Origin of the sequence: Mycolicibacterium fallax (genome assembly GCF_010726955.1) — a bacterium.
GTDB classification, from domain to species: domain Bacteria; phylum Actinomycetota; class Actinomycetes; order Mycobacteriales; family Mycobacteriaceae; genus Mycobacterium; species Mycobacterium fallax.
Genome location: NZ_AP022603.1, coordinates 3,119,925 through 3,143,099, shown reverse-complemented (window position 1 = coordinate 3,143,099; position 23,175 = coordinate 3,119,925). Strand labels below are relative to the sequence as shown.

The following is a 23,175-nucleotide window of genomic DNA, read 5'->3' as shown; positions in this document are numbered from 1 at the left end:
GTTCAGAGGATTTCTGTATGTCCCCCCGCCTCGACTCCGTGGCGACCAGCTCAACCCCCACCACAACCCCCGCCAGAGCCTGGCTGGCCCTGGCGGTGCTGATGCTGCCGGTGCTGTTGATCGCCATCGACAACACCGTGCTGGCGTTCGCGCTGCCGCTGATCGCCGAGGACTTCCGGCCGTCGGCGACCACCCAGCTGTGGATCGTCGACGCCTACTCGCTGGTGCTGGCCGCGCTGCTGGTGCCGATGGGCGCCCTCGGCGACCGCGTCGGCCGCCGCCGGTTGCTGCTGATCGGCGCGACCGGCTTCGCCGCGGTCTCGGCCGCCGCCGCGTTCGCCCCCACCGCGGGCGCGCTGGTCGGCGCCCGGGCCCTGCTCGGGGTATTCGGCGCGATGCTGATGCCCGCCACGCTGTCGCTGATCCGCAACATCTTCACCGACGACTCCGCCCGCCGGTTGGCGATCGCCATCTGGGCGTCCTGCTTCACCGCGGGTGCGGCACTGGGTCCGATCACCGGCGGCGCCCTGCTGGAGCATTTCCACTGGGGTGCGGTGTTCCTGGTGGCGGTGCCGATCCTGCTGCCGCTGCTGCTGCTGGCGCCGCGGCTGGTGCCCGAATCCCGCGACCCGAACCCGGGCCCGCTGGACCCGATCAGCATCGCCCTGGCGCTGCTGGCCATGGCCCCATCCGTCTGGGCGATCAAATCAGTTGCCCACGAAGGGTTTACCGGCATCGCACTGGCCGCCTTCGGACTCGGTGTGGTCGCCACGACGCTGTTCGTCTGGCGGCAGAACCGCAGTGAGACCCCGATGCTGGAGATGCGACTGTTCCGCTACGCCCCGTTCAGTTCGTCGGTGCTGGCCAACTTCCTGTCGGTGGTCGGGCTGATCGGGTTGCTGTTCTTCCTCGCCCAGCACCTGCAGTTGGTGCTCGGTCTGCCGCCGCTGATGGCCGGACTGGTCACGCTGCCGGGCGCGGTGTGCTCGGTGATCGGCGGCCTCGCGGTGGTCCGGCTGGCCCAGCGGTATGCCCCGCACAGCCTGATCGTCATCGGATTACTTCTGGTGGCAGCGGGTTTCGCGCTGGTCCTGCTGTTCCGAAACGACCTGACGGTGGCCGCGGTGATCGCGTCGCTGGTCACCCTGGAGATCGGCGTCGGGATTTCCCAGACGGTGTCCAACGACACCATCGTCGCCGCGGTACCACCGGCCAAGGCCGGGGCCGCCGCCGCGGTGTCGGAGACCGCCTACGAGCTGGGCGCGGTGATCGGCACCGCCACCCTGGGCACCGTGCTGACCGCGTCGTACCGCTCGAACATCGAACTGCCGCACGGACTTTCCGAGCCGGCGGCCGCCCAGGCGGGCGAGAGCATCGGCGGCGCGACGGCCGTCGCGAACGAGGTGCCACCGGAAATGGCTGCCCGACTGCTGGACTCGGCACGCACCGCGTTCGACTCGGGTATCGCCCCGATGGCCGGCATCGCGATCGCGCTCACGCTGATCGCCGTCGCGGTGGTGATCCGGGCGTTCCGGGGCCGTCCTACAGTCGGTCCTTGATCGCGGCGGACAGTCGGGCGCCGTCGGCCTTGTCGCCGGCGATCTCCTTGGCGATCGCCATCACCCGGCCCATGTTGCGCGGGCCCGGCCGCTCGCCGATCTCCTCGGCGACATTGGCGATCGCGGTGTTGACGATGCTGGCGATCTCGTCGGCGGACAGCGGCGAGGGCAGATACTCCTCGATGACGCTGGCCTCGGCGCGCTCGGTGGCGGCCAGTTCGCCGCGGCCGTTGGTGATGTAGATCTGCGCCGCCTCGCCGCGCTTGCGGGCCTCGCGGGCCAGCACCCGCAGCACGTCGGAATCGTCCAGCTCGATGGGTTCCTTGCCCGAGGTCTCCTCGGCCTGCAGGGCCGCCAGCAGCATCCGCAAGGTCGCGACGCGGAGCTTGTCCTGAGCCTTCATCGCCGCGGTCAGATCCGACCGCAACCGGTCCTTGAGTTCGCTCATGAGAGCACCGTACGCGGTCACCGGCGGGCGGTCGCCGAACCCGCGGATGCGCCGCCGATCCGGCGGCCGCACGGGGTGCCGCGTTGTCAAGAACCGCAGCCACCGACAGGATAGGGGGCATGCTCAGCATCGACCGGATCCGGCTCCGGTGACCACACCACCGGACCACCCGCTGCCGGGTCCCCCGGGTCCGGTCGATCCGGCCACCGGGCCCGCGCCGGGATACGACGGCCCCCCGGTCCCGCCGACCGATCCTGCCGGAGCAGCACACGATGCCGCCGGCCCGCCGCCGGGATACGACGCGCCCCCGGGGTACAGCGCCCCCGGGCCCACCGCTCCCGCCGGCCCGCCCCCCGCGTACAACGCCCCCGGGTACACCGCCCCCGCCGGCCCGCCCCCCGGCTATGGCCTGCCGCCTCAGAGCCCGCCGCCCGGGTACCCCGCGGGCCCACCTCCCCAGGGCCCGCCGCCTGGGTACGGCCCGCCGCCGGGTTACCCCCAGGGTCCACCTCCCCAAGGTCCGCCCCCCGGCTACGGCCCTCCCCAAGGCCCGCCCCCCGGCTACGGTCCACCTCCCGGGTACCGCGGTGCACCGGGCCCGCTGCCCGGGTACGGCCGGACCGGCTACCCCGCGCCCGCCCCGCTGCCGACGTTCGTTCCCGAGGGCGTGCCGGGCATCATCCCGCTGCGGCCGCTGACCCTGTCGGAGCTGTACAACGGCGCGATCGGCTACATCCGGCGCAGCCCCAAGGCAACCCTGGGGCTCACCACCATCGTGATCGTCGGCACCCAGCTGCTCGCGCTGGTGCTGCAGCTGGGCCCGCTGGCGCTGCTCGGCAAACTCGATCTGCTCCAGGACCCCGACGTCGACCTGGTGGTCTCCTCGCTGCTGCAGGTCCCGGCCGCCCTGGCCGGACTGCTGGCCGGCGTCCTGCTCGGCGGCATGCTCACGGTGGTGATCGGGCGGGCGGTGTTCGGCTCGTCGATCACCATTGCCGAAGCCTGGGAACGCATCCGACCCCGGCTGCCCGCGCTGATCGGGCTGGCCGCGCTGGAGTTCTTCGGCGTGCTGCTGGTGCTGGCCGTCGTCATCGCCCTGATCACCGCGCTCGCGGCGGCAAACACCGTCGTCGCCGTGGCCGTCGGCCTGCCGCTGGCGCTCGCGGTGCTGGTCGGGCTGGGCTTCCTGTGGGTGCAACTGGCGTTCGCCCCGACCGCGATCGTGCTGGAGCGGCTGCCGGTCATGACGGCCATCCGGCGCTCGCTCACCCTGGTGCGCGGTGACTTCTGGCGGATCCTGGGCATCCTGGTGCTGACCGGAATCATCACCGGGATGATCGCCTCGGCGTTGGGCTTCCCGTTCACCTTCGCCGGCGGCCTCGTGACCACGATGGCCGACCAGCCCGGCCTGATGGTGCTGGGCGCGGTGCTGACCGCCGCCGGCGGGTCGATCGGCCAGATCGTCGCGTCGCCGTTCAGCGCCGGGGTCAGCGTGCTGCTCTACACCGACCGCCGGATGCGCGCCGAGGCGTTCGACCTGGTGCTGCGCACCGGCGCCGCCCAGCGGGCCCAACACCCGCAGATCGACCCGTCCGCCGACCCGACGGATCTGCTGTGGCTGACCCGGCGGTAGACATCGGCGCCGAGCAGGCCCGCGAGCTGGCCCGCCAGGAACTCGCCGACCCCCGCTACCCGCGCGCCACCCTGACCGACCGGCTCAACGAGTGGCTTTCCGACGTGCTGGATCGGATCGTGATGAAGGCCTCCGACGTGCCCGGCGGTTGGCTGACGATTCTGGTCCTGACGGTCTTGCTGGTGGTCGCGGTGGTGCTGACGGTCCGGCTGATCCGGCGCACCATGCACACCGAGGACGCCGCGGCGCCGCTCTACGCCGGCGCCGAGCTCAGCGCCGAGCAGCATCGCCGTCGCGCGGAGGACTGTGCGGCCCGCGGCGACTGGGCCGCGGCGATCCGGCACCGGCTGCGCGCGGTCGCCCGAGCGCTGGAGGAATCCGGGGTGCTCGCGCTGGTCCCGGGCCGCACCGCCTCCGAGCTGGCCGAGGCCGCGTCGGCGCCGTTCCCCGGCCTGTCCGGGGAATTCCATTCCGCGGCAGCGGTTTTCAACGACGTCACCTACGGCGAGCGGCCCGGTGACGAGGGCGGCTACCGGCTGGTCGCCGGCCTCGACGACCACCTGCTCGGCGCACCGGTCGGCGGGCCACCCGGGCCGGCGCCGGCCGAAGGCTGGTCGGCCATCCGATGACCGCACCGGCCAAACCCCGGCGCCGCCGCACCCGCACCTGGGTCACGGTGGGAATCGCGCTGCTGGCCATCCTCGGCGCCGCCGCGCTGACCGCCCTGCTGACTAGTCCGCGCAGCGGCGGATTGCTGGACGGCGACTCCACCTCCGCCGACGGGGCCCACGCGCTGGTCAGCCTGCTGCGCGAGCAGGGGGTGCAGGTGCACCTCGCCGGCACCGTCGCCGAAGCCGCCGACGCGGCCGGCCCCGACACCCTGCTGGTGGTCGCCCAGACCCGGTATCTGCCCGCCGCTGACCTGCTGGCAAGGCTGGCCGACGTCGACGCCGACCTGCTGCTGATCCAGCCGTCGAGCCCCACCCGCGAGCTGCTCGCCCCCGGCGTCCAGCGCGATCACCGGCCGGCCCGGACGCAGCCCAACTGCGAGCTGCGGGCCGCCCGGCAGGCCGGCACCATCGACCTGAGGTCGGCGACCACGTTCCGGGCGCTGGACGATCCGCGGGACTTCAGCTCCTGCTACGGCGGCGCGGTCGTCCGCTATCACGACGGCGACCGGGTCATCACGGTGGTCGGGGCCTCGGAGTTTCTGCAGAACGGCGCCCTGACCGACGCCGGAAACGCCGCGCTGGCAATGAATCTGGCCGGCGAGCAGCCCCGGCTGGTGTGGTACGCCCCGCAGCGGCCGGAGGACGATGGCGCCGGCTCGGCGACGGTGTTCCAGATGATCCCGCAGCGGGTGTACTGGATCGTCGGGCAGCTGATCGTGGTGGTGGCGCTGCTGGCGCTGTGGCAGGGCCGCCGGCTCGGGCCGCTGGTCGCCGAGCGGCTTCCGGTGGTGGTCCGGGCCTCGGAGACGGTGGAAGGCCGCGGCCGGCTCTACCGGTCACGACGGGCCCGGGACCGGGCCGCCGACGCGCTGCGCGCCGCCGCCCGCCAGCGCCTGCTACCGCGACTCGGGCTGACCCGAACTGCCGGCCCCGACCAGATCCTCGGCGCGCTGGCCGCGCAGACCGCAATGCCGCCCGGACACCTGGAACACCTGCTGTACGGTCCGGTTCCGTCCGGCGACGAGGACCTGCAGGCGCTCGCCCACGCACTCGACGACATCGAAAGAAAGGTCGCGCACCCGTGACGCACTTCTCCCCCGAGCAGACCCCGCAGCACCCGGCACCCCCGCAGGCACCCCCGCAGGCCGACCCCGGGCAGGCCGCCCGCGACGCGCTGCGCGCCCTGCGCGCCGAGATCGGCAAGGCCGTCGTCGGCCAGGACGCGGTGGTCAGCGGTCTCGTCGTCGCCCTGCTGTGCCGCGGGCACGTGCTGCTCGAGGGCGTGCCCGGGGTGGCCAAGACGCTGCTGGTGCGCACCCTGGCCGCCGCGCTGGACCTGGAGTTCAAGCGGGTGCAGTTCACCCCGGACCTGATGCCCGGCGACGTGACCGGCTCGCTGGTCTATGACGCCCGGACCGCCGCCTTCGAGTTCCGGCCCGGCCCGGTGTTCACCAACCTGCTGCTGGCCGACGAGATCAACCGCACCCCGCCCAAGACCCAGGCCGCACTGCTGGAGGCGATGGAGGAGCGCCAGGTCAGCGTCGACGGTGAGCCCAAGGCGCTGCCGGACCCATTCATCGTCGCGGCCACCCAGAACCCCATCGAGTACGAGGGCACCTATCAGCTGCCCGAGGCCCAACTCGACCGGTTCCTGCTGAAGCTGAACGTGCCGCTGCCGCCGCGGGATCAGGAGATCGCGATCCTGGGCCGGCACGCGCACGGCTTCGACCCGCGCGACCTGTCCGCGATTCGCGCGGTGGCCGGACCGGCCGAGCTGGCTGCCGGCCGCGCGGCGGTGGCCCGGGTCATGGTGGCCGACGAGATCCTCGGCTACATCGTCGAAATCGCCACCGCGACAAGGCATTCACCCGCCCTGAGCCTCGGCGTTTCGCCGCGCGGCACCACCGCGCTGCTGGGCACCGCGCGGGCCTGGGCCTGGCTGTCGGGGCGCAACTACGTCACCCCCGACGACGTGAAGGCGATGGCCAAACCGACCCTGCGGCACCGGATCGCGCTGCGGCCGGAGGCCGAGCTGGAGGGTGCGGTGCCCGACGCGGTGCTCGACGGGATCCTGGCCTCGGTGCCGGTGCCACGCTAGTGGTGCTCACCGCGCGGGCCGCGCTGCTCGCCCTGCTGGGGGTGGCACCCATCGCGGTGTCACCGTGGCCGGCGACGACCTTCGCGGTGCTGCTGGCGGCGCTGGGGTGCGCGATCCTGGCCGACCTGACCCTGGCCGCACACCCGGATGCGTTGTCCTACCGCCGATCCGGGCCGTCGTCGATCCGGCTGGGCCAGACCGCCGAGCTCACCCTCACGGTCCGCAACGACGGCCCGCGAACCGCCCGCGGGCTGATCCGCGACGCCTGGGCGCCCAGTGCGGTGGCCCGGCCCCGCGAGCACCGGCTGACCCTTGCCCCCGGCGCGTCGGAAACCCTGGTGACGCAACTGAATCCGGTGCGCCGCGGGGATCAGCACGCCGCGGCGGTGACCGCCCGCTGCCTCGGCCCGCTGGGGCTGGCCGGCCGGCAACGATCCCGCCCGGTGCCGGCCGAGCTTCGGGTGTTGCCGCCCTTCCTGTCTCGCAAGCACCTGCCGTCGCGGCTGGCCCGGCTGCGCCAGATCGACGGGTCCATCCCGGTACTGGTCCGCGGTGAGGGCACCGAATTCGATTCGCTGCGCGAGTATGTCGTCGGCGACGACGTCCGCTCCATCGACTGGCGGGCCTCGGCCCGGCGCAACGACGTGGTGGTGCGGACCTGGCGTCCGGAACGCGACCGGCGGGTGGTGCTGGTGCTCGACACCGGCCGCACCTCGGCCGGCCGGGTCGGGCTCGATCCGATCTCCAACTCGCCGGCCGCCGGCGGCTGGCCGCGACTGGACTGGTCGATGGACGCCGCGCTGCTGCTGGCCGCGCTGGCCGCCCGGGCCGGCGACCACGTCGATTTCCTGGCCCACGACCGGGAGACCCGGGCGGCGGTGTTCGGCGCCGGACGCACCGAGCTGCTGTCCCGGGTGGTCGACGCGATGGCCCCGCTGGAGCCGGCGCTGCTGGAAAGCGATGCGGCGGCCACGGTCTCGGCGGTGTTGCGCCGCACCCGGGGCCGGGCGCTGGTGGTGCTGCTGACCGAGCTGAACGCCTCCGCGCTGGAGGAGGGCCTGCTGCCGGTGCTGCCGCGGCTGTGCGCGCGGCATCAGGTGCTGATCGCCTCGGTGGCCGACCCCCGGGTGCAGGAACTGGCCGCCGGCCGGGCCGACGCCGCCGCGGTGTACGACGCCGCCGCGGCCGAGCGGGCCCGCAACGAGCGGCGCGGCATCGCCTCGCGGCTGCGGATGATGGGCGTCGAGGTCGTCGACGCGCCGCCGGAGGAGCTGGCCCCGGCGCTGGCCGACCGGTACCTGGGGATGAAGGCCGCCGGCCGGCTCTGAACCGCCCCTGCGTCAGCCCGTCGGAACCACGTCCGGCGCGTCGGCCAGGTCCCCGCTGTCCCCGGCCCGCTCGGCCCGCCGGCCGAAATGCCAGATGTAGCCGATGAACAACGCCTCCGCGGCGACGCCGATCGCGATGCGCATCGCCGTCGGCAACGGCGACGGGGTGACCAGCGCCTCCAGCAGGCCGGAGATGAACAGCATCACCACCAGCCCGGCGGCCACCGCCACCACCGCGCGGCCCTGCTCGGCGAGCACCTGAACGCGCGGCCGGTCGCCGGGGGCGATCACCGACCAGCCCAACCGCATCCCGACCGCGGCGGCCAGGAACACCGCCGACAGTTCCAGCAGACCGTGCGGAATCAGCAACCCGAGCATGAACGACGTCTTGCCCGCCCCGGCCATCAGCCCGGCCATCACCCCGAGGTTCGCCGCGTTGAGGAACAACACGTAGGGAATCGGCAGGCCCAGCAGCACCGAGAACGCCACGCAGATCACCGCCAGCCAGGCGTTGTTCGTCCACACCTGCAGCGCGAACAGCCCGGCCGGATGGTCGGAGTAGTAGCTCTCGAAGTCGTGGTCGACGATCTGGGCGATCTCGGCGGGGGTGCCGATGGCGGCCTGCACGTCAGGATTGTGCGAGACCCACACCGCGATCAGGATCGCCACCGCGAAGAACGCCGCCGTCGTGCCCAGCCACCAGTACCGGGCGCGGTAGGCCACCACCGGGAAGGACACCGTCCAGAACCGAACGAATTCGCGCCGCAGCGGGGCGTGCGCGCCGGTCACCGCGGCCCGGGCCCGCGCCACCAGCGTGGACAGCCGTCCCACCAGCGCCGAGTCCCCGGCCGAGCTGCGCACCATCGACAGGTGGGTGGAGACCCGCTGGTAGAGGTCGACGAGTTCGTCGGCCTCCGCCCCCGTCAGCCGGCGCCGGCGCCGGATCAGATCCTCCAGCCGGTCCCAGGTGTCGCGGTGGGCGAGCACGAAAGCGTCGACATCCACGCGTCCACCCTAATCGCGGGCGGCGCCGTCGTTTAGTACCGTTCGCGCTATGTCCGCGCCGCCCACCGGTTCCATCGTCACCGGCGACGCCGTGGTGCTCGACGTGCAGATCGCCCAGCTGCCGGTGCGCGCGGTCAGCGCGTTGATCGACATCGTGGTGATGGGGCTGGGTCTGATACTCGGCACCCTGCTGTGGGCGCTGACGCTGTCGCGGCTGGATCCGGCGTTCAGCGCCGCGGTGCTGATCATCTTCACCGCGCTGGTGATCGTCGGCTATCCGGTGATCTTCGAGACCGCGACCCGGGGCCGCAGCCTGGGCAAGCTGGCGATGGGCCTGCGGGTGGTGTCTGACGACGGCAGCCCGGAACGGTTCCGCCAGGCACTGTTTCGCGGGCTGGCCTCGATCGTGGAGATCTGGTCGCTGACCGGCAGCCCGGCGGTGATCACCAGCCTGCTGTCGGCCAAGGGCAAGCGGCTCGGCGACATCTTCGCCGGCACCATGGTGATCAGCGAACGCGGCCCGAAGCTGTCCCCGCCGCCGCCGATGCCGCCGCAGCTGGCCGGCTGGGCCTCATCGCTGCAGTTGTCCGGGCTGGGGCCCGAGCAGGCCGAGATGGCCCGGCAGTTCCTGTCCCGGGCGCCGAGCCTGCAGCCGTGGGTGCGCGAGGACATGGCGAACCGGATCGCCGCCGAGGTGGCCGCCCGGATCTCGCCGCCGCCTCCGCCGGGGACCCCGCCGCAGTATCTGCTGGCCGCGGTGCTGGCCGAGCGGCACCGTCGCGAACTCGCCCGGCTGCGCGTCACGCCCGTCGGCCCGGTCCCGACGGCCGGCCACCCCGGCCAGGCCTGGCCTCCGGCCCCGATGCCGGCGCCGATGCCCCCCGCTCCGATGCCGGCGCCCATGCCGCCGGCTCCGGCGCCGCAGTGGCAGCGGCCGGCGTCCGCCCGTCCGGCTCAGCCCGACCCGGGCGGGTTCACCCCGCCGGACTGATCGGCCGGCCGGGCCCGCTCCAGGGCAGCGGCCGCGACGGCGGTGGCGACCACCGTCACCAGCGCGCCGAGGATCAACGCCGACGGCTCGCCGGGAGCCAGCAGTCCGGTCTCGGTGCCCAGCGCGGCCGCGGCCACCGGCACGCCGAGCTGCGCCGAGGACAGCACCGCCAGCGCCGCCGGCTGCCGGGTCAGCGCCCCGACCAGGTGCGCCAGCACCGCGGCGCCGCCCAGCGCCAGCCCGAGCAGGATCAGCCGCGGATCCGCGCCCAGCTCGCGGACCTGCAGCGAGGCGCCCAGCCAGACGAAGAACAGCGGGCCGAAGAAGCCCTCGGTGATGCCGAACAGCTGGCGGCCCAGCCGGCGCGGTTGGCCCACCGCGGAGAGCACCAGCCCGAGGGCAAACCCGGCCAGCATGACCGAGACGTGCGTGCTGACCGCCAGAGCGGCCAGCGCGAACAGCAGGATCAGGCTGATCCGCAGTTCCAGGGCCAGCCGGCGGCGTTCGGAGTAGCGGTGCAGCCGCTTGCGCCTGCCGTTGTGGGCGAGGTGGCGCAGCAGGTAGTAGAGCAGCACCGCGCAGGCTCCGATGACCAGCGCGCCCAGCGCCGCGCGGCCGGCCCGCGGCGGGTCGATCACCAGCGGCAGCAACACGATTGAGGCGGTGTCGGCGATGGCGATCTGCGCCGTCACCGACAGCACCGCCGGTCCGCGGCCGGCGATGTTGTCGATCATCGGCAGCGCCAGCGCCGCGGAGGACGACGCGATCAGCACCGCGAACAGCGGCGTGTGCCCGGTGCCAAAGGCTGCGGTGATGACGACGGCCAGCGCCGTCGCGACCGCGCCGACCAGCACCGCGCGGGCCGCGGCGCCCGGCAGCGAGGAGCGCAGGGTGCCGTCCCGGATCGGGATGTGGGTGCCGACGACGAACATCACCAGCGCGAACCCGACGTCGGCGAGCAGCGCGAAGGTCGGGTCGGCGGGGTCGAGAATGCCCAGGCCGGTGCGGCCGACGGCCAGCCCGACGGCCAGTTCGCCGACCACCACCGGGATCCGCAGCCGCTTCGGTGCGGCCAGCAGCGGGCCGGCCAGCCCGATGAACGCGACCAGCGCCAGGGTGCCGAAGTCGAAGCCCGCCATCACCGGCCCGCCCGCAGAGTCACCCGCTAGAAATAGCACGCCGCGGCGTCGCAGCCCGCGAGGTTTGTCGCAATCAACGGTTGCGCAACGATACTTCTCGATATATCGTCGGAGTATCGAGAGCGCGTCGGCGCCTCCCTTCGAGAAATGAGAATCACGAATGAACACCCCCTGCAACCCCCCGGGCCGCCCGCTCGACGGGCCCGCCCCCTTCGGTTTCGGCCCCGGGCATGACCCGGCCGACCGGCACGCCCGCCACCAGCTGCGCCGCGAGATGCGCGAGCACCTGCGCGAACACCGCGGCGGAGGATTTGGTCCGGGCTTTGGTCCGGGCGGCGGCTTCGGTCCCGGCTTTGGTCCGGGCTTCGGTCCGGGTTTCGGCTTCGGCCCCGGCGGCGGTCGCGGACCGCACCGCGGGCATCGCGGCCGGCGCGGACCGGGCCGGCGCGGCGACGTCCGCGTCGCCATCCTGAGCCTGCTGGCCGAGCGTCCCATGCACGGCTACGAGATGATCCAGGAGATCGCCGGGCGCAGCAACGGGCTGTGGAAGCCCAGCCCCGGCTCGGTCTACCCGACCCTGTCGATGCTTGAGGACGAAGGCCTGATCGCTGCGGTCGAGGCGCACGGCAAGAGGAAGCTGTTCGCGCTGACCGACGACGGCCGGGCCGCCGCCGAGCAGATCGACGCCCCGCCGTGGACCGAGATCACCGAGGGCGCCGACCCCGATCAGGTGAATCTGCGCGACGCGCTCGGGCAGCTGTTCGGCGCGGTGGCGCAGTCCAGCCACGCGGCCAGCCCCGAACAGCAGCAGCGGATCCTCGACATCGTCAACTCCGCCCGCCGCGAGGTCTACCAGATCCTCGGTGAGAGCTGACCGACTCCCGTCCAGCGCTCACCTGTGCACACCCGCGACGGCGTGTCGCGGCCAAGGGTGAGCGCTCGCGGGGATTTGGGAGCCCGGCGCCGGGGAACTGGGGACCGGGGAACTGGGGAGCTGGTGGCCCGCGGGTTACGGCTCGACGTCCACCCAGTCCAGGGTGCGCTGCACCGCCTTGCGCCAGCCGGCGTAACCGGCGGCCCGCTGATCGGCGCTCCAGGCCGGCGACCACCGCCGGCCCTCCTGCCAATTGGCCCGCAGCTCGGTGGGATCGGACCAGAAGCCGACCGCCAGCCCGGCCGCGTACGCGGCGCCGAGGGCCGTCGTCTCGGCCACCACCGGGCGCACCACCTCCACCCCGAGCACGTCGGCCTGGATCTGCATGCACAGCTCGTTGGCGGTCACGCCGCCGTCGACCTTGAGCACCTCCAGGCGTACGCCGGAGTCGGCCTCCATCGCCTCCATCACGTCGCGGGTCTGGTAGCAGATCGCCTCCAGCGCCGCGCGGGCCAGATGCGCGTTGGTGTTGAACCGGGACAGCCCGACGATCGCGCCGCGAGCATCGGCCCGCCAGTACGGCGCGAACAGCCCGGAAAACGCCGGGACGAAATAGATTCCGCCGTTGTCGGGCACCTGACGGGCCAGTGCCTCGCTCTGCGCGGCGCCGCCGATGATGCCGAGCTGATCGCGCAGCCACTGGATCGCCGATCCGGTCACCGCGATCGAACCCTCCAGTGCGTAAACGGGTTTCGCGTCACCGAACTGGTAGCAGACCGTGGTCAAGAGCCCGTTGGCGGACCGGACGATGTTCTCCCCGGTGTTCAGCAGCAGGAAATTGCCGGTGCCGTAGGTGTTTTTCGCCTCGCCCGCGCTCAGGCACACCTGCCCGACCATCGCGGCCTGCTGATCACCCAGGCTGGCGGTGATCGGCACCCGCCCGCCCAGCGGCCCCTGCTCGCTGGTGTAGCCGTACGGTTCCGGCGACGATGACGGCGCGATGCGCGGCAGCATCCGGCGCGGAATCCCGAAGAAGGACAACAGTTCGTCGTCCCAGTCCAGGGTCTCCAGGTTCATCAGCATGGTCCGGCTGGCGTTGGTGACATCGGTGACGTGCACCCCGCCGTTGACCCCGCCGGTCAGGTTCCAGATCACCCAGGTGTCCGGCGTGCCGAAGATCGCGTCGCCGCGCTCGGCGGCCGCCCGCACCCCGTCGACGTTCTCCAGGATCCAGGCCACCTTGCCCGCCGAGAAATACGTCGCGGGCGGCAGTCCGGCCTTGTGCCGGATCACCTCGCCGCGGCCGTCGCGCTCCAGCGCGGCGGCGATCCGGTCGGTGCGGGTGTCCTGCCAGACGATCGCGTTGCAGTACGGCCGGCCGGTACGCCGATTCCACACCACCGCCGTCTCCCGCTGGTTGGTGACACCCAGCGCCGCCAGGTCCCCCGGGGTCAGATCCAGCGAGGTCATCACCGACATCAGCACCGACCAGGTGCGCTCCCAGATCTCCACCGGATTGTGCTCGACCCAGCCGGCCTGCGGCAGGATCTGCTCGTGCTCGAGCTGGTGGCGGCCCACCTCCCGGCCGGCGTGATCGAAGATCATCGCCCGGGTGCTGGTGGTGCCCTGGTCGATGGCGGCGACGAACTCGGCCAACGGGTGCTCCTTGCCTCGGGGGGTGCTGCAATCGTCCATGATGGTCCTATGACCGCGCCCCGCACCGACATTTCCCGGATGCCGCGGGGCGGATTCGACGCCTCGCTGCTGGATCGGCTGCTGCAGACCGGCCTCAGCGAGTACCCCGACCGCGACGACGCCGACCCGCAGCTGCGCCGGCAGGCGATCGAAGGCCAGGAGTGGACCGACCGGATGCTGCACACCCACCAGCGGGTCGCGCAGTGCGTGCTGGACGCGGTCGCCGAGCGGCCCGACCCGACGGTGCTCGAGCTCGGCGCCGGCCGCGGTGAGCTGTCCCGGTTGCTGCTGGCCGACCACCCGACCCTGACGGTGACCGTCAGCGACATCGACCCGCAGGCCGTCGCCGCGCTGACCGAGGGCCCGCTGCGCGCCGCGCACCGGGCCCGGGTCCGGCTGCTGGACGCCACCGACCTCGACGCCGGTGACGACGAGTTCGACGTCGCGGTGTTCGCGTTCGGACTGCACCACCTGTCACCGACCGGCGCCGCGCAGATGTTCGCCGAGGCGACCCGGGTGGCCCGCGAGGTGATCGTCGTCGACCTCAGCCGGCCGCCGTCGCCGCTGCACCTGGTCCGGCTGGCCTTCGTCGCGCCGCTGGCCCCGGTGATTCCGTTCCTGCACGACGTGATGATCTCGTCGCTGCGGTCCTACAGCCCGTCGGCGATCCGCACGCTGGTCGCCGCGGCTGCCGAACGCAGCGGCACCGAGATCGACGTCGAGGTCGGCAGGCTCGGGCCCGACGTGCTGGTCCGGGCCCGACGATCGCGGGTAGCGTGAACGGCATGGCCGACGAGGTATTGGATTGGGACAGTGCATATCGCGGGGAATCCGAGGGATTCGAGGGCCCGCCGCCGTGGAACATCGGTGAGCCGCAACCCGAACTCGCCGCCCTGATCGAGGCGGGCGAGATCACCGGCACCGTGCTCGACGCCGGCTGCGGGCACGCCGAACTGGCGCTGACCGTGGCCGCCCGCGGGCAGACCGCCGTCGGGATCGACCTGAGCCCAACGGCGATCGCCGCCGCCCGGGCCGCGGCCGCCGAGCGCGGCTTGGACAACGTCACCCTGGAGCAGGGCGACATCACCGCGTTCACCGGCTACGACGGGCGCTTCGACACCATCGTCGACTCGACGCTGTTTCATTCGCTGCCGGTTGAGGGCCGCGACGGCTACCAGCGCTCCATCGTGGCCGCCGCCGCCCCGGGCGCGAAGTACGTCGTGCTGGCGTTCGCCAAGGGCGCCTTCCCCGCCGAGCAGGAACAGAAGCCCAACGAGGTCGACGCCGACGAGCTGCGCGCCGCCGTCGACCCGTACTGGGTGGTCGACGAGATCCGCCCGGCCTACATCCACGCCACGGTGCCGCCGCTGCCCGAGGGCACCCCGGCGCCGCCCATCGAGCGGGATGCCAAGGGCCGGATGAAGATGCCGGCCTTGCTGTTGCGCGCCCACAAACCCGCCTGAGCGCGATGAGCGAGGCCGCCTTCAGCGACACCGAGCGCAATGCGGTGTACCGGGTGATCGGCGAGCGCCGTGACATGCGCCGATTCGTGCCGGATGTCCCGGTGGCCCCGGAGGTGCTGGCGCGGCTGCTGGCCGCCGCGCACGCCGCGCCCAGCGTCGGGCTGATGCAGCCGTGGCGCTTCATTCGGATCACCGACGACGGGTTGCGCCGCGACATTCACCGGCTGGTCGACGCCGAACGCGCCAAGACCGCGCACGCCCTGGGCGAGCGGGAGTCGGAGTTCCTGGCGCTCAAGGTCGAGGGCGTGCTGGACTGCGCGGAACTGTTCGTGGTGGCGCTGTGCGAGCACCGCGAACGCTGGGTGTTCGGCCGCCGCACCATGCCGCACATGGATTTGGCGTCGGCGGCCTGCGCGATCCAGAACATGTGGCTGGCCGCCCGCGCGGAAGGCCTTGGCATGGGCTGGGTTTCGATCTTCGACCCGGTCAAGCTCGGCGAGCTGCTTGGGATGCCGGAGAGCGCCGAACCGATCGCGGTGCTGTGCCTGGGGCCGGTGCCCGATTTCCCGGATCGTCCGGCGCTGGAGCTGGACCGGTGGGCGTTCGCCCGGCCGCTGGAGGAGTTCGTCGCGGAGAACACCTGGCCGGAGTGAGGTCTACTGCCCGAGGGTGTTCTGCATGGCCCCGGCCAGCACGTTGACCGCCGGGCCGCCGTTGCCGGACTGGCAGACCTTGGCCTGCAGCAGCACGTTCTCCCGCAGCCGGGTCTGGGTGAAGCAGCGCCGGTCGGTGCCGGCCTCCTGCTTGACCCAGGAGGCGTCCGCCGGTCCGGCCGGTCCGCCGCTGAACGACCAGACCTCGATCCGGCCGTCGTCCAGCCGCAGGGTGGCGGTCTGCCCGGCGCAGCCGACGGTGCGGTCCACGACCCGGTGGTAGGCGGCGTTCGCCGCCGCGGGCGTCGCGAACACCCCGACCGCCTGGCGCACCAGGTGGGTGGTGTCGGTCGGTGAGGTCTGCGAGCTGGCGCCGTTGAACGACGCCAGGTCCGGATCGTTGTACACCTCGGGCTGGCCGATGTCGGCCCAGTTGTTGCACACCGGGATGTCGACGGAGTAGCCCTGGTAGGGGAAGGACGACACGGTTTCGGCGCCGATCGGAGCGCCGACGATGTTGCCGACCGAGCCCTTGCTCATGATCGCGTAGCTGACCACGCCCGGGTCCGACGGCCGGGCCGCCGCGGTCCCCGTCGCTGCGACCGCCGCCGCCGCCGCGGCGGTCAGCGCAAGAATCGAAATCCGACGATGTCCCGGCAAGCCCATGCGCCGATCATGCCAGGGAACCCGGTCATTCGTCCGCGCCAATCCGGCCCGAAAATAGGCCTCGGCGCACTCCCGAGGGGTGGAATGCGCCGAGGGGTCTGAAACGGCACGGGCGGGCCGTTGAGGTTCTGTTGTCAGCGGGGCGGCTGCCCGGGGGCTGCCGGCGCGGGGGCCTGCGACCCCGGGCCGCGAGGCGTGCGGGCGTCGTCGGAATCGTCCTCGTCGGACTTCATCCCCGACTGCATGCCGCCCCTCATCATCGGGCAGCCGGCGCCCATGCCACCCATGCCGCCGGGGCCCATCCGGTGGTGCGGGGACTGCATCATGCCGCTGTCGTGCCCGCGTTGCTGGCCGCCATGGCCGTCTGCGCGGTGCCCGACGATCATGCCGGCGAAGAACACCGTGCCGACGATGAACAGCGTGCCGGCGACGATCGCCACCCAGGCCGCGGCCTGGTACAGCCGGTTCGGCTTGGGTGCGGCGGCGGGATTCGACTCGGTGGCGGCGGTGGTCGGTTCGGTGGGTGTGTCAGGGGTGTCGGTCATGTCGTCATGCTCCTCATCGGGCACCCGCTACCGCATGGGTGCCTGCTATGAAACTGCTTTGAATGTTCGCCGACCACGATAGCCGCCGGGCGCCTGGCGGGGACGTTAGTCCTGGTCAGCGCCCGCGCGAACCTTCGTCTTGATCTCGTTGCGGACCTGCTTGACGGTGGCCCTCAGATCCTCGCCGGCCTTCTTGAGCTGCGCCGAGGCCTTGGCCGCGGCGTCCCGGATCGGGGTCTTGCGCGCGGTGTCCGATCCGGTGGCCGATGCGGTGTCCTTGGCCGCGGTGGTCTTGCCGGTCAGCCGCTGCAGCCGGTCCTTGGCGTCATCGCCGGCGGCCCGCAGCTGGGACACCAGCTTTCCGCCGGCCAGCTTCGGGGTTTGGCTGCCCCGGGCCAGCGCCGGGGTGGCGTCGTCGTCGCGCTTGATCAGGCCCTGGTCGACCGCATTGCGGATCCCGGTGCCCAGCCCGTCGACGAGGTCGCCGGGGACCTTGCGCCAGTCGACGTCGGGCAGCGTGCCGAACGGGGTCACCTCGTCACTCCGGTCAAAGGTGCGGTTGTACCCGTCGCCCTGGTCGACGTCGGTGTAGCCCAGGTTGACCAGCATTTTTGCCGCCGGGTCCAACGCGGTGACCAGCGGATTGTTGAACTGCACCCCGGTTGAGCTCAGCAACAGGTTGGTCGCGACGGTGGGCAGCGCCAGCGGCTCCAGCAGCGGGAGGGTGCTCACCGGCAGGGTGACGTACACGTTCGAGGGAATGTCGTCCAAATCCGGATGCTCGATGTCGATCCCGGTTTCGTCCTCGATCACCTTCTGCAGGTCGGTGTCGATGCCGCGCAGGTACGTCGGCAGGACCGCCGCCGCCGCGGTGTTGGCCAGCGCGAACGGGTTCGGCCAGGCCGGGACGTCCGACAGCGGGTTGTACGCAACGGTGGCGTCGATCTTGATCGGGATGAAGGTGGAACCATCGAGGTTCAGACCCGAGCCCTCCTGATCCCGGGTGATCGTGTTGATGCCGGCAAGGGAGGCCAGCGGGTAGAACCGGGCGAACAGGCCGCCGTTGGCCCGGCCCGGGTTGGCCAGCAGCACCGAGGCCAGCACCGTCGCATTCGGGCCGGTGTGGGCCAGCGCCGCGTCGCGGATCTGCGGGTAGGCCTCGCCGGCCGCGAACGCGCCGAGCCCCATCCCGACCACCACCGGCACCCGCAGGTCCAGGTTGGTGAAGCCGGCCGCCCGCAGCGTCGCGGCCGCCACCGTCAGCGATGCCTTCAGCGCCTGGTTCGGGATGATCGGACGGGACGGGATCAATCCGTTGAGGTCGTTGACGACCTTCACCGGGTTGATCCCGAGCGCTGTGCTGGCGTTGGCCGCGTCGGCGATGGCGTCGGGGAAGATCGGCGACCAGCCGGCATCGATGCCCAGCGCCTTGCCGAGGGCGAACAGCGGTGCGGTGGTCACCACGTTCAGCCCGGGTGAACGCCCGGCGATGTTCAGCGGGTCGGTCAGGGTGAAGCTGATCAGGTCCAGCAACTGCCCCACGGTCTCGACATTTCCTGCCCGCAGGAACGGGAGGATCAGCGCCGGCAGGCCCTCGGGCAGCGGCATATCCGTCACCGCGCTGGTGAGAATGGCGCCGAGGACATCGCTGATCGCGGTGTTCGGGTCCAGCCCGAAGGCCTCCCACACCGGTCCCAGGTTGACCGTGCCGGGGATGACATCGGCCGCGGCGATGCCGACCCGCTGCACGGCGTTGCCGAGCCGGCCGCCCAGCCCCAGGGTCAGATCGGGGATGTCGCCGGGATCCGGCGCCTGCCCGAACAGCGGAAGCTCGGCCAGCGGCATCGCCTCGAACCCGGCGCCGGGCTCGGTGACCGACTGGTTGTTGTCCGCGGCGGTCCGCCACCGCTGGATCAGGTCGCCCAGGGTGTCGGTCAGCGCCGCCAGTTGCACCTCGGCGTTGCGCTGGGCCAGTACCGCGGGCGCGGCGGCGGCGGCGTTCGCGCTCGGGGCGACCACCCCGGTGGTCAACGCGGTCGCGGTGAGGAGCGCCGCCGCCGCAGTGGTCAGGCTCTTGGCGCGCAGGCGCCGGTTCTTCGACATACCGACCCCTTAGCCGAATCTCAGTGACTTCTCAGGAGATTAGCACCATCGGCGTGACGATCGTCACAAACCGCAGTCTTGGGCTGCGCGGCTACTTGAACGGGTTGACCAGGTACTGCAGCACCCGATACGGGGCCCGGTCGCGGGTGGTGGTGTTCCACTGACTGACGAACACCAGCAGCGCATCCAGCGTCGAACCCGGCGCGATGTAGCCGCCGTAGGGCTGGGCCAGCCCGTTGTCCCACGGCGGCGGCAGCGCGTCCACCGGATCGGGCCAGTCGGTGGCCACCACCACCGTGGTGACCGGCGCACTGCCCAGCAGGGTCGGGTCGGCCGCGACCCGGACCTCCATGTTTCCGGTGCTGGAGTTGAAGTAGGACAGCACCGCGCGGCCGTCGACCTGCTGGAAGCTCAGCTCGCCGGTCTTGTCCGGCCACAGCGGGGTCGCCGCGGTGCCCCAGCCCTTGGCCGACCAGCCCTGCCAGGCGCCGCGGTCGGTGAACTTCGCCGGCGGCACCCGGTACAGCGTCACCGGGGCGCTGCGGTTGAAGTTGTTGGCCACCACGAACACCCAGCCGGTCGGCGAATCCGGGGTCGGCACCGGGTCGTAGTAGCCGCTGATCTGGGACCGGTCCCCGCCCGAGCGCACCGACCCGGGCACCGTCGGCCAGCCGGTGCGGGCGGCCTCGGCCTTGACCAGCCGGGAGCTCTGCGGCTGCAGGTTGGCGGTGGTGGTCACCAGCAGGTAGTTCTCCCGGTTGATCGACACCACCCCGGCCGGCAGCTGCGAGGTTCCCGGCGGCTTCGGGTCCGCCAGCAGCGGCGCGTCCCGGCCGGTCACCCCGACGTAGCGCACCCCTTCGGGTGAGTCCAGCGAATCGCGGTCCACGTGCAGCGCGATCGGGGTGTACCAGCCGCCGAAGCCCACCCCCGGGCCGGCGAAGCTGTCGCCGCAGATCTGCAACAGCTCGGTCGGGAACTCCATGAACTCACACAGATCGGTCGCGCCGATGTTGAAATCGGCGGTGCCGGTGCCGGTTCCGGCGGTCGCGCCGACCCGCAACACCTGCCCCGGCGCCAGCGCCGGCAGCGCCGGGTCCGCGCAGACCGGGGCGGCAAGCAGCACCGCGCAGGCCGCGGCGACGAATCCGAGCAGCCCGGGGATCCGTCGCATCGCCGCGACTACAGCTCGGCGGCCAGCAGCTCGGCGATCTGAATCGTGTTGAGCGCCGCACCCTTTCGCAGGTTGTCCCCGGAGACGAACAGCGCAAGCCCGCGCCCGCCGGGTACGCCCTCGTCGGCGCGGATGCGGCCCACCAGCGACTCGTCGGCGCCGGCGGCGGCCAGCGGGGTCGGCACCTCGACGACCTTCACCCCCGGTGCGGCGGCCAGGATCTCGCGTGCCCGCTCCGGCGAGATGGGCCGGGAGAACTCGGCGTTGATCGACAGCGAATGCCCGGTGAACACCGGCACCCGCACGCAGGTCCCGCTCACCGCCAGCTCCGGGATGCCCAGGATCTTGCGGCTCTCGTTGCGCAGCTTCTGGTCCTCGTCGGTCTCCCCGGAGCCGTCGTCGACCAGCGAACCGGCCAGCGGAACCACGTTAAAGGCAATTGGGGCAACGTAGGTCGCCGGGGCCGGGTAATCCACCGCGGCGCCGTCGTGCACCAGCGCCTCGGCGCCGTCGATCACCGCGCGGACCTGACCGGCCAGCTCCCGCACCCCGGCCAGCCCACTGCCGGAGACCGCCTGATAGCTGGACACGATCAGCCGGGTCAGTCCGGCCTCCTCGTGCAGCGGCCGCAGCACCGGCATCGCGGCCATGGTGGTGCAGTTCGGGTTGGCGATGATGCCCTTGGGCAGCGTCACCCCGCGCACGTCCCGGGCGAAGTTCACCTCGGAGACCACCAGCGGCACGTCGGGGTCCTTGCGCCAGGCCGACGAGTTGTCGACGACCACCGCACCGGCCGCGGCGAACCGCGGCGCCTGCACCCGCGACATCGTCGCCCCGGCCGAAAACAGCGCAATGTCAAGGCCACTGGGGTCCGCGGTGGCGGCGTCCTCGACCTCGATCTCGACGCCGCGGAACACCAGCTTGCGGCCCGCCGACCGGGCCGAGGCGAAGAACCGCACCCCGTCGGCCGGAAAATCACGCTGCTCCAGCAGCGTCCGCATGACCTGGCCGACCTGACCGGTCGCGCCCACCACACCCACGTTCACCATGACGATCAGCGCCCCGTTCCGGCGTAGACGACGGCCTCTTCCTCGCCGCCGAGGTCGAATGCCTGGTGCAGCGCGGCGACCGCGCGGTCGAGCTCGGTGTCCTTGATCAGCACCGAGATTCGGATCTCCGAGGTGGAGATCAGGTCGATGTTGATGTCCGCCTCGGCCAGCGCCTCACAGAACGTCGCGGTGACGCCCGGATGGCTGCGCATGCCGGCCCCGATCAGCGAGACCTTTCCGATGTGATCGTCGTAGAGCACCCGAGAGAAACCGATCTCGCCCTGCAGCGAGGTCAGCTTCTCCACCGCGGCAGGCCCGTTGTCGCTGGCGCAGGTGAAGGTGATGTCGGTCTTGCCGTCCTCGACCTTGGAGATGTTCTGCAGCACCATGTCGATGTTGATGTCGGCCTCGGCCAGCGCGCGGAACACCCGGGCGGCGTAGCCGGGGGTGTCGGGCAGTCCGACGACGGTGACCTTGGCCTCGCCGCGGTCGTGGGCGACTCCGGTCAGGATTGCATCTTCCATGGGAATGTCCTCGATCGATCCTTTGACAATGGTGCCGGGCTTGTCCGAGTACGACGACCGGACGTGAATCGGCAGGTCGAAGCGGCGGGCGTATTCCACGCAGCGCAGCATCAGCACCTTGGCGCCGGCCGCGGCCATCTCCAGCATCTCCTCGAAGCTGACGGTGTCCAGCTTGCGAGCGCCGGAGACGATGCGCGGGTCGGCGGTGTACACGCCGTCGACGTCGGTGTAGATCTCGCAGACGTCGGCGCCCAGCGCGGCGGCGACGGCGACGGCGGTGGTGTCCGAGCCGCCGCGGCCCAGCGTGGTGACGTCCTTGGTGTCCTGACTGACCCCCTGGAACCCGGCGACCAGCACGATCTGGCCGTCGTCGAGCGCCTCGCGGAGCCGGCCGGGGGTGACGCTGAGGATCTTGGCGTTGCCGTGGGTGCCGGTGGTGATGACGCCGGCCTGCGAGCCGGTGAAGCTGCGAGCCTGCGCGCCGAGCGACTCGATCGCCATCGCGACCAGCGCGTTGGAGATCCGCTCACCGGCGGTCAGCAGCATGTCCAGCTCGCGCGCCGGCGGCGCCGGGGACACCTGCTTGGCCAGGTCCATCAGGTCGTCGGTGGTGTCGCCCATCGCCGAGACCACCACGACAACGTCGTTGCCGGCCTTCTTGGTCTCCACGATCCGCTCGGCGACCCGCCGGATCCGGTCGGCATCGGACACCGAGGATCCGCCGTATTTCTGCACGACGAGCGCCACTGTTCGCCCTTCCATTGGGGTGCGCGTCCATAAACCGGACTCAGCCACCAAGGATAGGGCAACCACGCCGACGGATTTCCTCCCGCCCGGGGTCGGTCAGCCGGCCGGGCAGAGGGCGTCGAGCTGCTGCAACTCGGTCCCGATCTGGGCGTTCAGCCCGGACATCCGGAACACCCCCTCCGGCGGCTTGCCGTCGGTGCGCGGCGGGTTCGGCCCCACCACCGCGTACACCGTCGCGAACTCACTGGCCAGCCCGGCCAGCTTCACCGCGCGGGCGGCCAGTTCCGGGTCGGTCACCTTCCCGGACCGATCCGCCAGCCCGTCGGCCCAAACCCGGTAGTCCTGCGGGCCGGCATCGGTCTTGTCGCCGATCAGAGTGGTCTGCTCGCGGTTGAAGTCCAGCATCGCCCGGACCGGTTTGCACTCCTCGGACGGCTCGTCCTTGAACCACGGGCCGTAATGCAACACGGCGGCGACCGCCGAGAAGATGACGGCCAGGACCATGATGGTCCCCGGCCTGATCCTGAGCCGGCCGGCGCCGCCGTCGCGAAACTTCACACCGCCACGATAGTGCGGCCACCCCGGCGGTTCCGAGGCCAACCGCCTGGGTGCGACCGCGGTCGACCGGGTCAAGAACGCGTTCCGGCGCCCCATCTGCGGCCCCGGCCCCGCACAGTTTGGGCACACACGTCACCGGGAGTACCATCAGCAACGTGCAGCGTGTGCTCCTTCTCGGGCGCCGCGACGGGGTCTGATCCAGACTGGCAACCCGTCGCGGGTTTTTGCGATGCGCCGGTCGGACATTCCAGC

At 72.0% G+C, this 23,175-nt stretch carries 22 protein-coding genes; 11 read left to right on the top strand and 11 right to left on the bottom strand.

Features of this window, described 5'->3' with window-relative positions; genetic code table 11:
- Positions 1-17: 17 nt before the first annotated feature.
- Positions 18-1,559 (top strand): efflux MFS transporter LfrA, encoded by a 1,542-nt coding sequence (lfrA, locus tag G6N10_RS15020; RefSeq protein ID WP_085100126.1) that lies wholly within the window; start codon positions 18-20, stop codon positions 1,557-1,559.
- Here lfrA and G6N10_RS15015 read toward each other — a convergent pair.
- Complete coding sequence (locus tag G6N10_RS15015; protein WP_085100132.1) at positions 1,543-2,007, bottom strand: GatB/YqeY domain-containing protein; 465 nt, start codon at positions 2,005-2,007, stop codon at positions 1,543-1,545. The genes lfrA and G6N10_RS15015 overlap by 17 nt on opposite strands.
- A gap of 409 nt (positions 2,008-2,416) precedes the next feature.
- Between G6N10_RS15015 and G6N10_RS20475 the strand changes: the two genes are divergently transcribed.
- The 5 genes from G6N10_RS20475 to G6N10_RS14990 are packed head-to-tail and all read left to right on the top strand — an operon-like array spanning position 2,417 to position 7,737.
- Positions 2,417-3,640: a DUF7847 domain-containing protein gene (locus G6N10_RS20475; RefSeq protein WP_407664031.1), complete on the top strand. Its 1,224-nt coding sequence runs from the start codon at positions 2,417-2,419 to the stop codon at positions 3,638-3,640.
- Positions 3,622-4,269: a DUF4129 domain-containing protein gene (locus tag G6N10_RS15005; protein WP_085092726.1), complete on the top strand. Its 648-nt coding sequence runs from the start codon at positions 3,622-3,624 to the stop codon at positions 4,267-4,269. Before G6N10_RS20475 ends, G6N10_RS15005 begins: the two co-directional genes overlap by 19 nt.
- Positions 4,266-5,396 (top strand): DUF4350 domain-containing protein, encoded by a 1,131-nt coding sequence (locus tag G6N10_RS15000; RefSeq protein WP_085092724.1) that lies wholly within the window; start codon positions 4,266-4,268, stop codon positions 5,394-5,396. Before G6N10_RS15005 ends, G6N10_RS15000 begins: the two co-directional genes overlap by 4 nt.
- Positions 5,393-6,409 carry an AAA family ATPase gene (locus tag G6N10_RS14995; RefSeq protein ID WP_085092722.1) on the top strand — a complete coding sequence of 339 codons (1,017 nt, stop codon included), beginning with the start codon at positions 5,393-5,395 and terminating at the stop codon, positions 6,407-6,409. Before G6N10_RS15000 ends, G6N10_RS14995 begins: the two co-directional genes overlap by 4 nt.
- Entirely contained in the window at positions 6,409-7,737 is a 1,329-nt protein-coding gene (locus G6N10_RS14990) for a DUF58 domain-containing protein (RefSeq protein WP_085092720.1), read from the top strand. Before G6N10_RS14995 ends, G6N10_RS14990 begins: the two co-directional genes overlap by 1 nt.
- Positions 7,738-7,749: 12 nt before the next feature.
- Here G6N10_RS14990 and G6N10_RS14985 read toward each other — a convergent pair whose 3' ends face one another.
- Positions 7,750-8,742, bottom strand: coding sequence for a stage II sporulation protein M (locus tag G6N10_RS14985; protein WP_085092719.1), 993 nt, complete (start codon positions 8,740-8,742; stop codon positions 7,750-7,752).
- Positions 8,743-8,791: 49 nt separating this feature from the next.
- Between G6N10_RS14985 and G6N10_RS14980 the strand changes: the two genes are divergently transcribed.
- A complete protein-coding gene (locus G6N10_RS14980; protein ID WP_085092718.1) occupies positions 8,792-9,733 on the top strand; it encodes an RDD family protein in 942 nt (313 codons plus the stop codon).
- Here the strand turns inward: G6N10_RS14980 and G6N10_RS14975 are convergent.
- Positions 9,697-10,872: a cation:proton antiporter gene (locus G6N10_RS14975; RefSeq protein ID WP_085092717.1), complete on the bottom strand. Its 1,176-nt coding sequence runs from the start codon at positions 10,870-10,872 to the stop codon at positions 9,697-9,699. The two genes, G6N10_RS14980 and G6N10_RS14975, sit on opposite strands and share 37 nt — an antisense overlap.
- A gap of 160 nt (positions 10,873-11,032) precedes the next feature.
- Between G6N10_RS14975 and G6N10_RS14970 the strand changes: the two genes are divergently transcribed.
- Entirely contained in the window at positions 11,033-11,746 is a 714-nt protein-coding gene (locus G6N10_RS14970) for a PadR family transcriptional regulator (protein ID WP_085092716.1), read from the top strand.
- 135 nt (positions 11,747-11,881) lie between these two features.
- On the opposite strand, the gene glpK is transcribed toward G6N10_RS14970, so the two are convergent.
- Positions 11,882-13,441 carry a glycerol kinase GlpK gene (gene glpK / locus G6N10_RS14965; protein ID WP_085092715.1) on the bottom strand — a complete coding sequence of 520 codons (1,560 nt, stop codon included), beginning with the start codon at positions 13,439-13,441 and terminating at the stop codon, positions 11,882-11,884.
- A gap of 9 nt (positions 13,442-13,450) precedes the next feature.
- Between glpK and G6N10_RS14960 the strand changes: the two genes are divergently transcribed.
- The 3 genes from G6N10_RS14960 to bluB are packed head-to-tail and all read left to right on the top strand — an operon-like array spanning position 13,451 to position 15,557.
- The gene (locus tag G6N10_RS14960) at positions 13,451-14,221 is read left to right on the top strand and encodes a class I SAM-dependent methyltransferase (protein WP_109750377.1); all 771 of its coding nucleotides are present in this window, start codon (positions 13,451-13,453) and stop codon (positions 14,219-14,221) included.
- A gap of 5 nt (positions 14,222-14,226) precedes the next feature.
- On the top strand, positions 14,227-14,904 hold the full coding sequence (locus tag G6N10_RS14955) for a class I SAM-dependent methyltransferase (protein ID WP_085092730.1): 678 nt from the start codon (positions 14,227-14,229) through the stop codon (positions 14,902-14,904).
- 5 nt (positions 14,905-14,909) lie between these two features.
- Entirely contained in the window at positions 14,910-15,557 is a 648-nt protein-coding gene (bluB, locus tag G6N10_RS14950; RefSeq protein ID WP_179962841.1) for a 5,6-dimethylbenzimidazole synthase, read from the top strand.
- 3 nt (positions 15,558-15,560) lie between these two features.
- Here the strand turns inward: bluB and G6N10_RS14945 are convergent, their stop codons facing one another.
- The 7 genes from G6N10_RS14945 to G6N10_RS14915 form a co-directional block, all read right to left on the bottom strand.
- Positions 15,561-16,223 (bottom strand): sensor domain-containing protein, encoded by a 663-nt coding sequence (locus G6N10_RS14945; protein ID WP_085092713.1) that lies wholly within the window; start codon positions 16,221-16,223, stop codon positions 15,561-15,563.
- A 134-nt stretch (positions 16,224-16,357) separates the two neighbouring features.
- Positions 16,358-16,768: a hypothetical protein gene (locus G6N10_RS14940; RefSeq protein WP_085092712.1), complete on the bottom strand. Its 411-nt coding sequence runs from the start codon at positions 16,766-16,768 to the stop codon at positions 16,358-16,360.
- A gap of 105 nt (positions 16,769-16,873) precedes the next feature.
- Positions 16,874-18,871, bottom strand: a complete 1,998-nt coding sequence (locus tag G6N10_RS14935) for a PE-PPE domain-containing protein (protein WP_085092711.1) — start codon at positions 18,869-18,871, stop codon at positions 16,874-16,876.
- Between the two features lie 91 nt (positions 18,872-18,962).
- The gene (locus tag G6N10_RS14930; protein ID WP_085092710.1) at positions 18,963-20,045 is read right to left on the bottom strand and encodes a DUF4185 domain-containing protein; all 1,083 of its coding nucleotides are present in this window, start codon (positions 20,043-20,045) and stop codon (positions 18,963-18,965) included.
- An 8-nt stretch (positions 20,046-20,053) separates the two neighbouring features.
- Positions 20,054-21,094 (bottom strand): aspartate-semialdehyde dehydrogenase, encoded by a 1,041-nt coding sequence (locus G6N10_RS14925; protein ID WP_085092709.1) that lies wholly within the window; start codon positions 21,092-21,094, stop codon positions 20,054-20,056.
- Between the two features lie 5 nt (positions 21,095-21,099).
- Entirely contained in the window at positions 21,100-22,365 is a 1,266-nt protein-coding gene (locus G6N10_RS14920) for an aspartate kinase (RefSeq protein WP_085092708.1), read from the bottom strand.
- Positions 22,366-22,461: 96 nt separating this feature from the next.
- Positions 22,462-22,923: a hypothetical protein gene (locus tag G6N10_RS14915; RefSeq protein WP_085092707.1), complete on the bottom strand. Its 462-nt coding sequence runs from the start codon at positions 22,921-22,923 to the stop codon at positions 22,462-22,464.
- Positions 22,924-23,175 lie beyond the last annotated feature (252 nt).

Bases quoted from the DNA above. Each gene is read 5' to 3' on its own strand.
- lfrA (WP_085100126.1), top strand. From the start codon at position 18: ATGTCCCCCCGCCTCGACTCCGTGGCGACCAGCTCAACCCCCACCACA.
- G6N10_RS14940 (WP_085092712.1), bottom strand. From the start codon at position 16,768: ATGACCGACACCCCTGACACACCCACCGAACCGACCACCGCCGCCACC.
- G6N10_RS14980 (WP_085092718.1), top strand. From the start codon at position 8,792: ATGTCCGCGCCGCCCACCGGTTCCATCGTCACCGGCGACGCCGTGGTG.
- G6N10_RS14945 (WP_085092713.1), bottom strand. From the start codon at position 16,223: ATGGGCTTGCCGGGACATCGTCGGATTTCGATTCTTGCGCTGACCGCC.
- G6N10_RS15015 (WP_085100132.1), bottom strand. From the start codon at position 2,007: ATGAGCGAACTCAAGGACCGGTTGCGGTCGGATCTGACCGCGGCGATG.
- G6N10_RS14975 (WP_085092717.1), bottom strand. From the start codon at position 10,872: ATGGCGGGCTTCGACTTCGGCACCCTGGCGCTGGTCGCGTTCATCGGG.
- G6N10_RS14955 (WP_085092730.1), top strand. From the start codon at position 14,227: ATGGCCGACGAGGTATTGGATTGGGACAGTGCATATCGCGGGGAATCC.
- G6N10_RS14930 (WP_085092710.1), bottom strand. From the start codon at position 20,045: ATGCGACGGATCCCCGGGCTGCTCGGATTCGTCGCCGCGGCCTGCGCG.
- glpK (WP_085092715.1), bottom strand. From the start codon at position 13,441: ATGGACGATTGCAGCACCCCCCGAGGCAAGGAGCACCCGTTGGCCGAG.
- bluB (WP_179962841.1), top strand. From the start codon at position 14,910: ATGAGCGAGGCCGCCTTCAGCGACACCGAGCGCAATGCGGTGTACCGG.
- G6N10_RS14960 (WP_109750377.1), top strand. From the start codon at position 13,451: ATGACCGCGCCCCGCACCGACATTTCCCGGATGCCGCGGGGCGGATTC.
- G6N10_RS14935 (WP_085092711.1), bottom strand. From the start codon at position 18,871: ATGTCGAAGAACCGGCGCCTGCGCGCCAAGAGCCTGACCACTGCGGCG.
- G6N10_RS15000 (WP_085092724.1), top strand. From the start codon at position 4,266: ATGACCGCACCGGCCAAACCCCGGCGCCGCCGCACCCGCACCTGGGTC.
- G6N10_RS14970 (WP_085092716.1), top strand. From the start codon at position 11,033: ATGAACACCCCCTGCAACCCCCCGGGCCGCCCGCTCGACGGGCCCGCC.
- G6N10_RS14925 (WP_085092709.1), bottom strand. From the start codon at position 21,094: ATGGTGAACGTGGGTGTGGTGGGCGCGACCGGTCAGGTCGGCCAGGTC.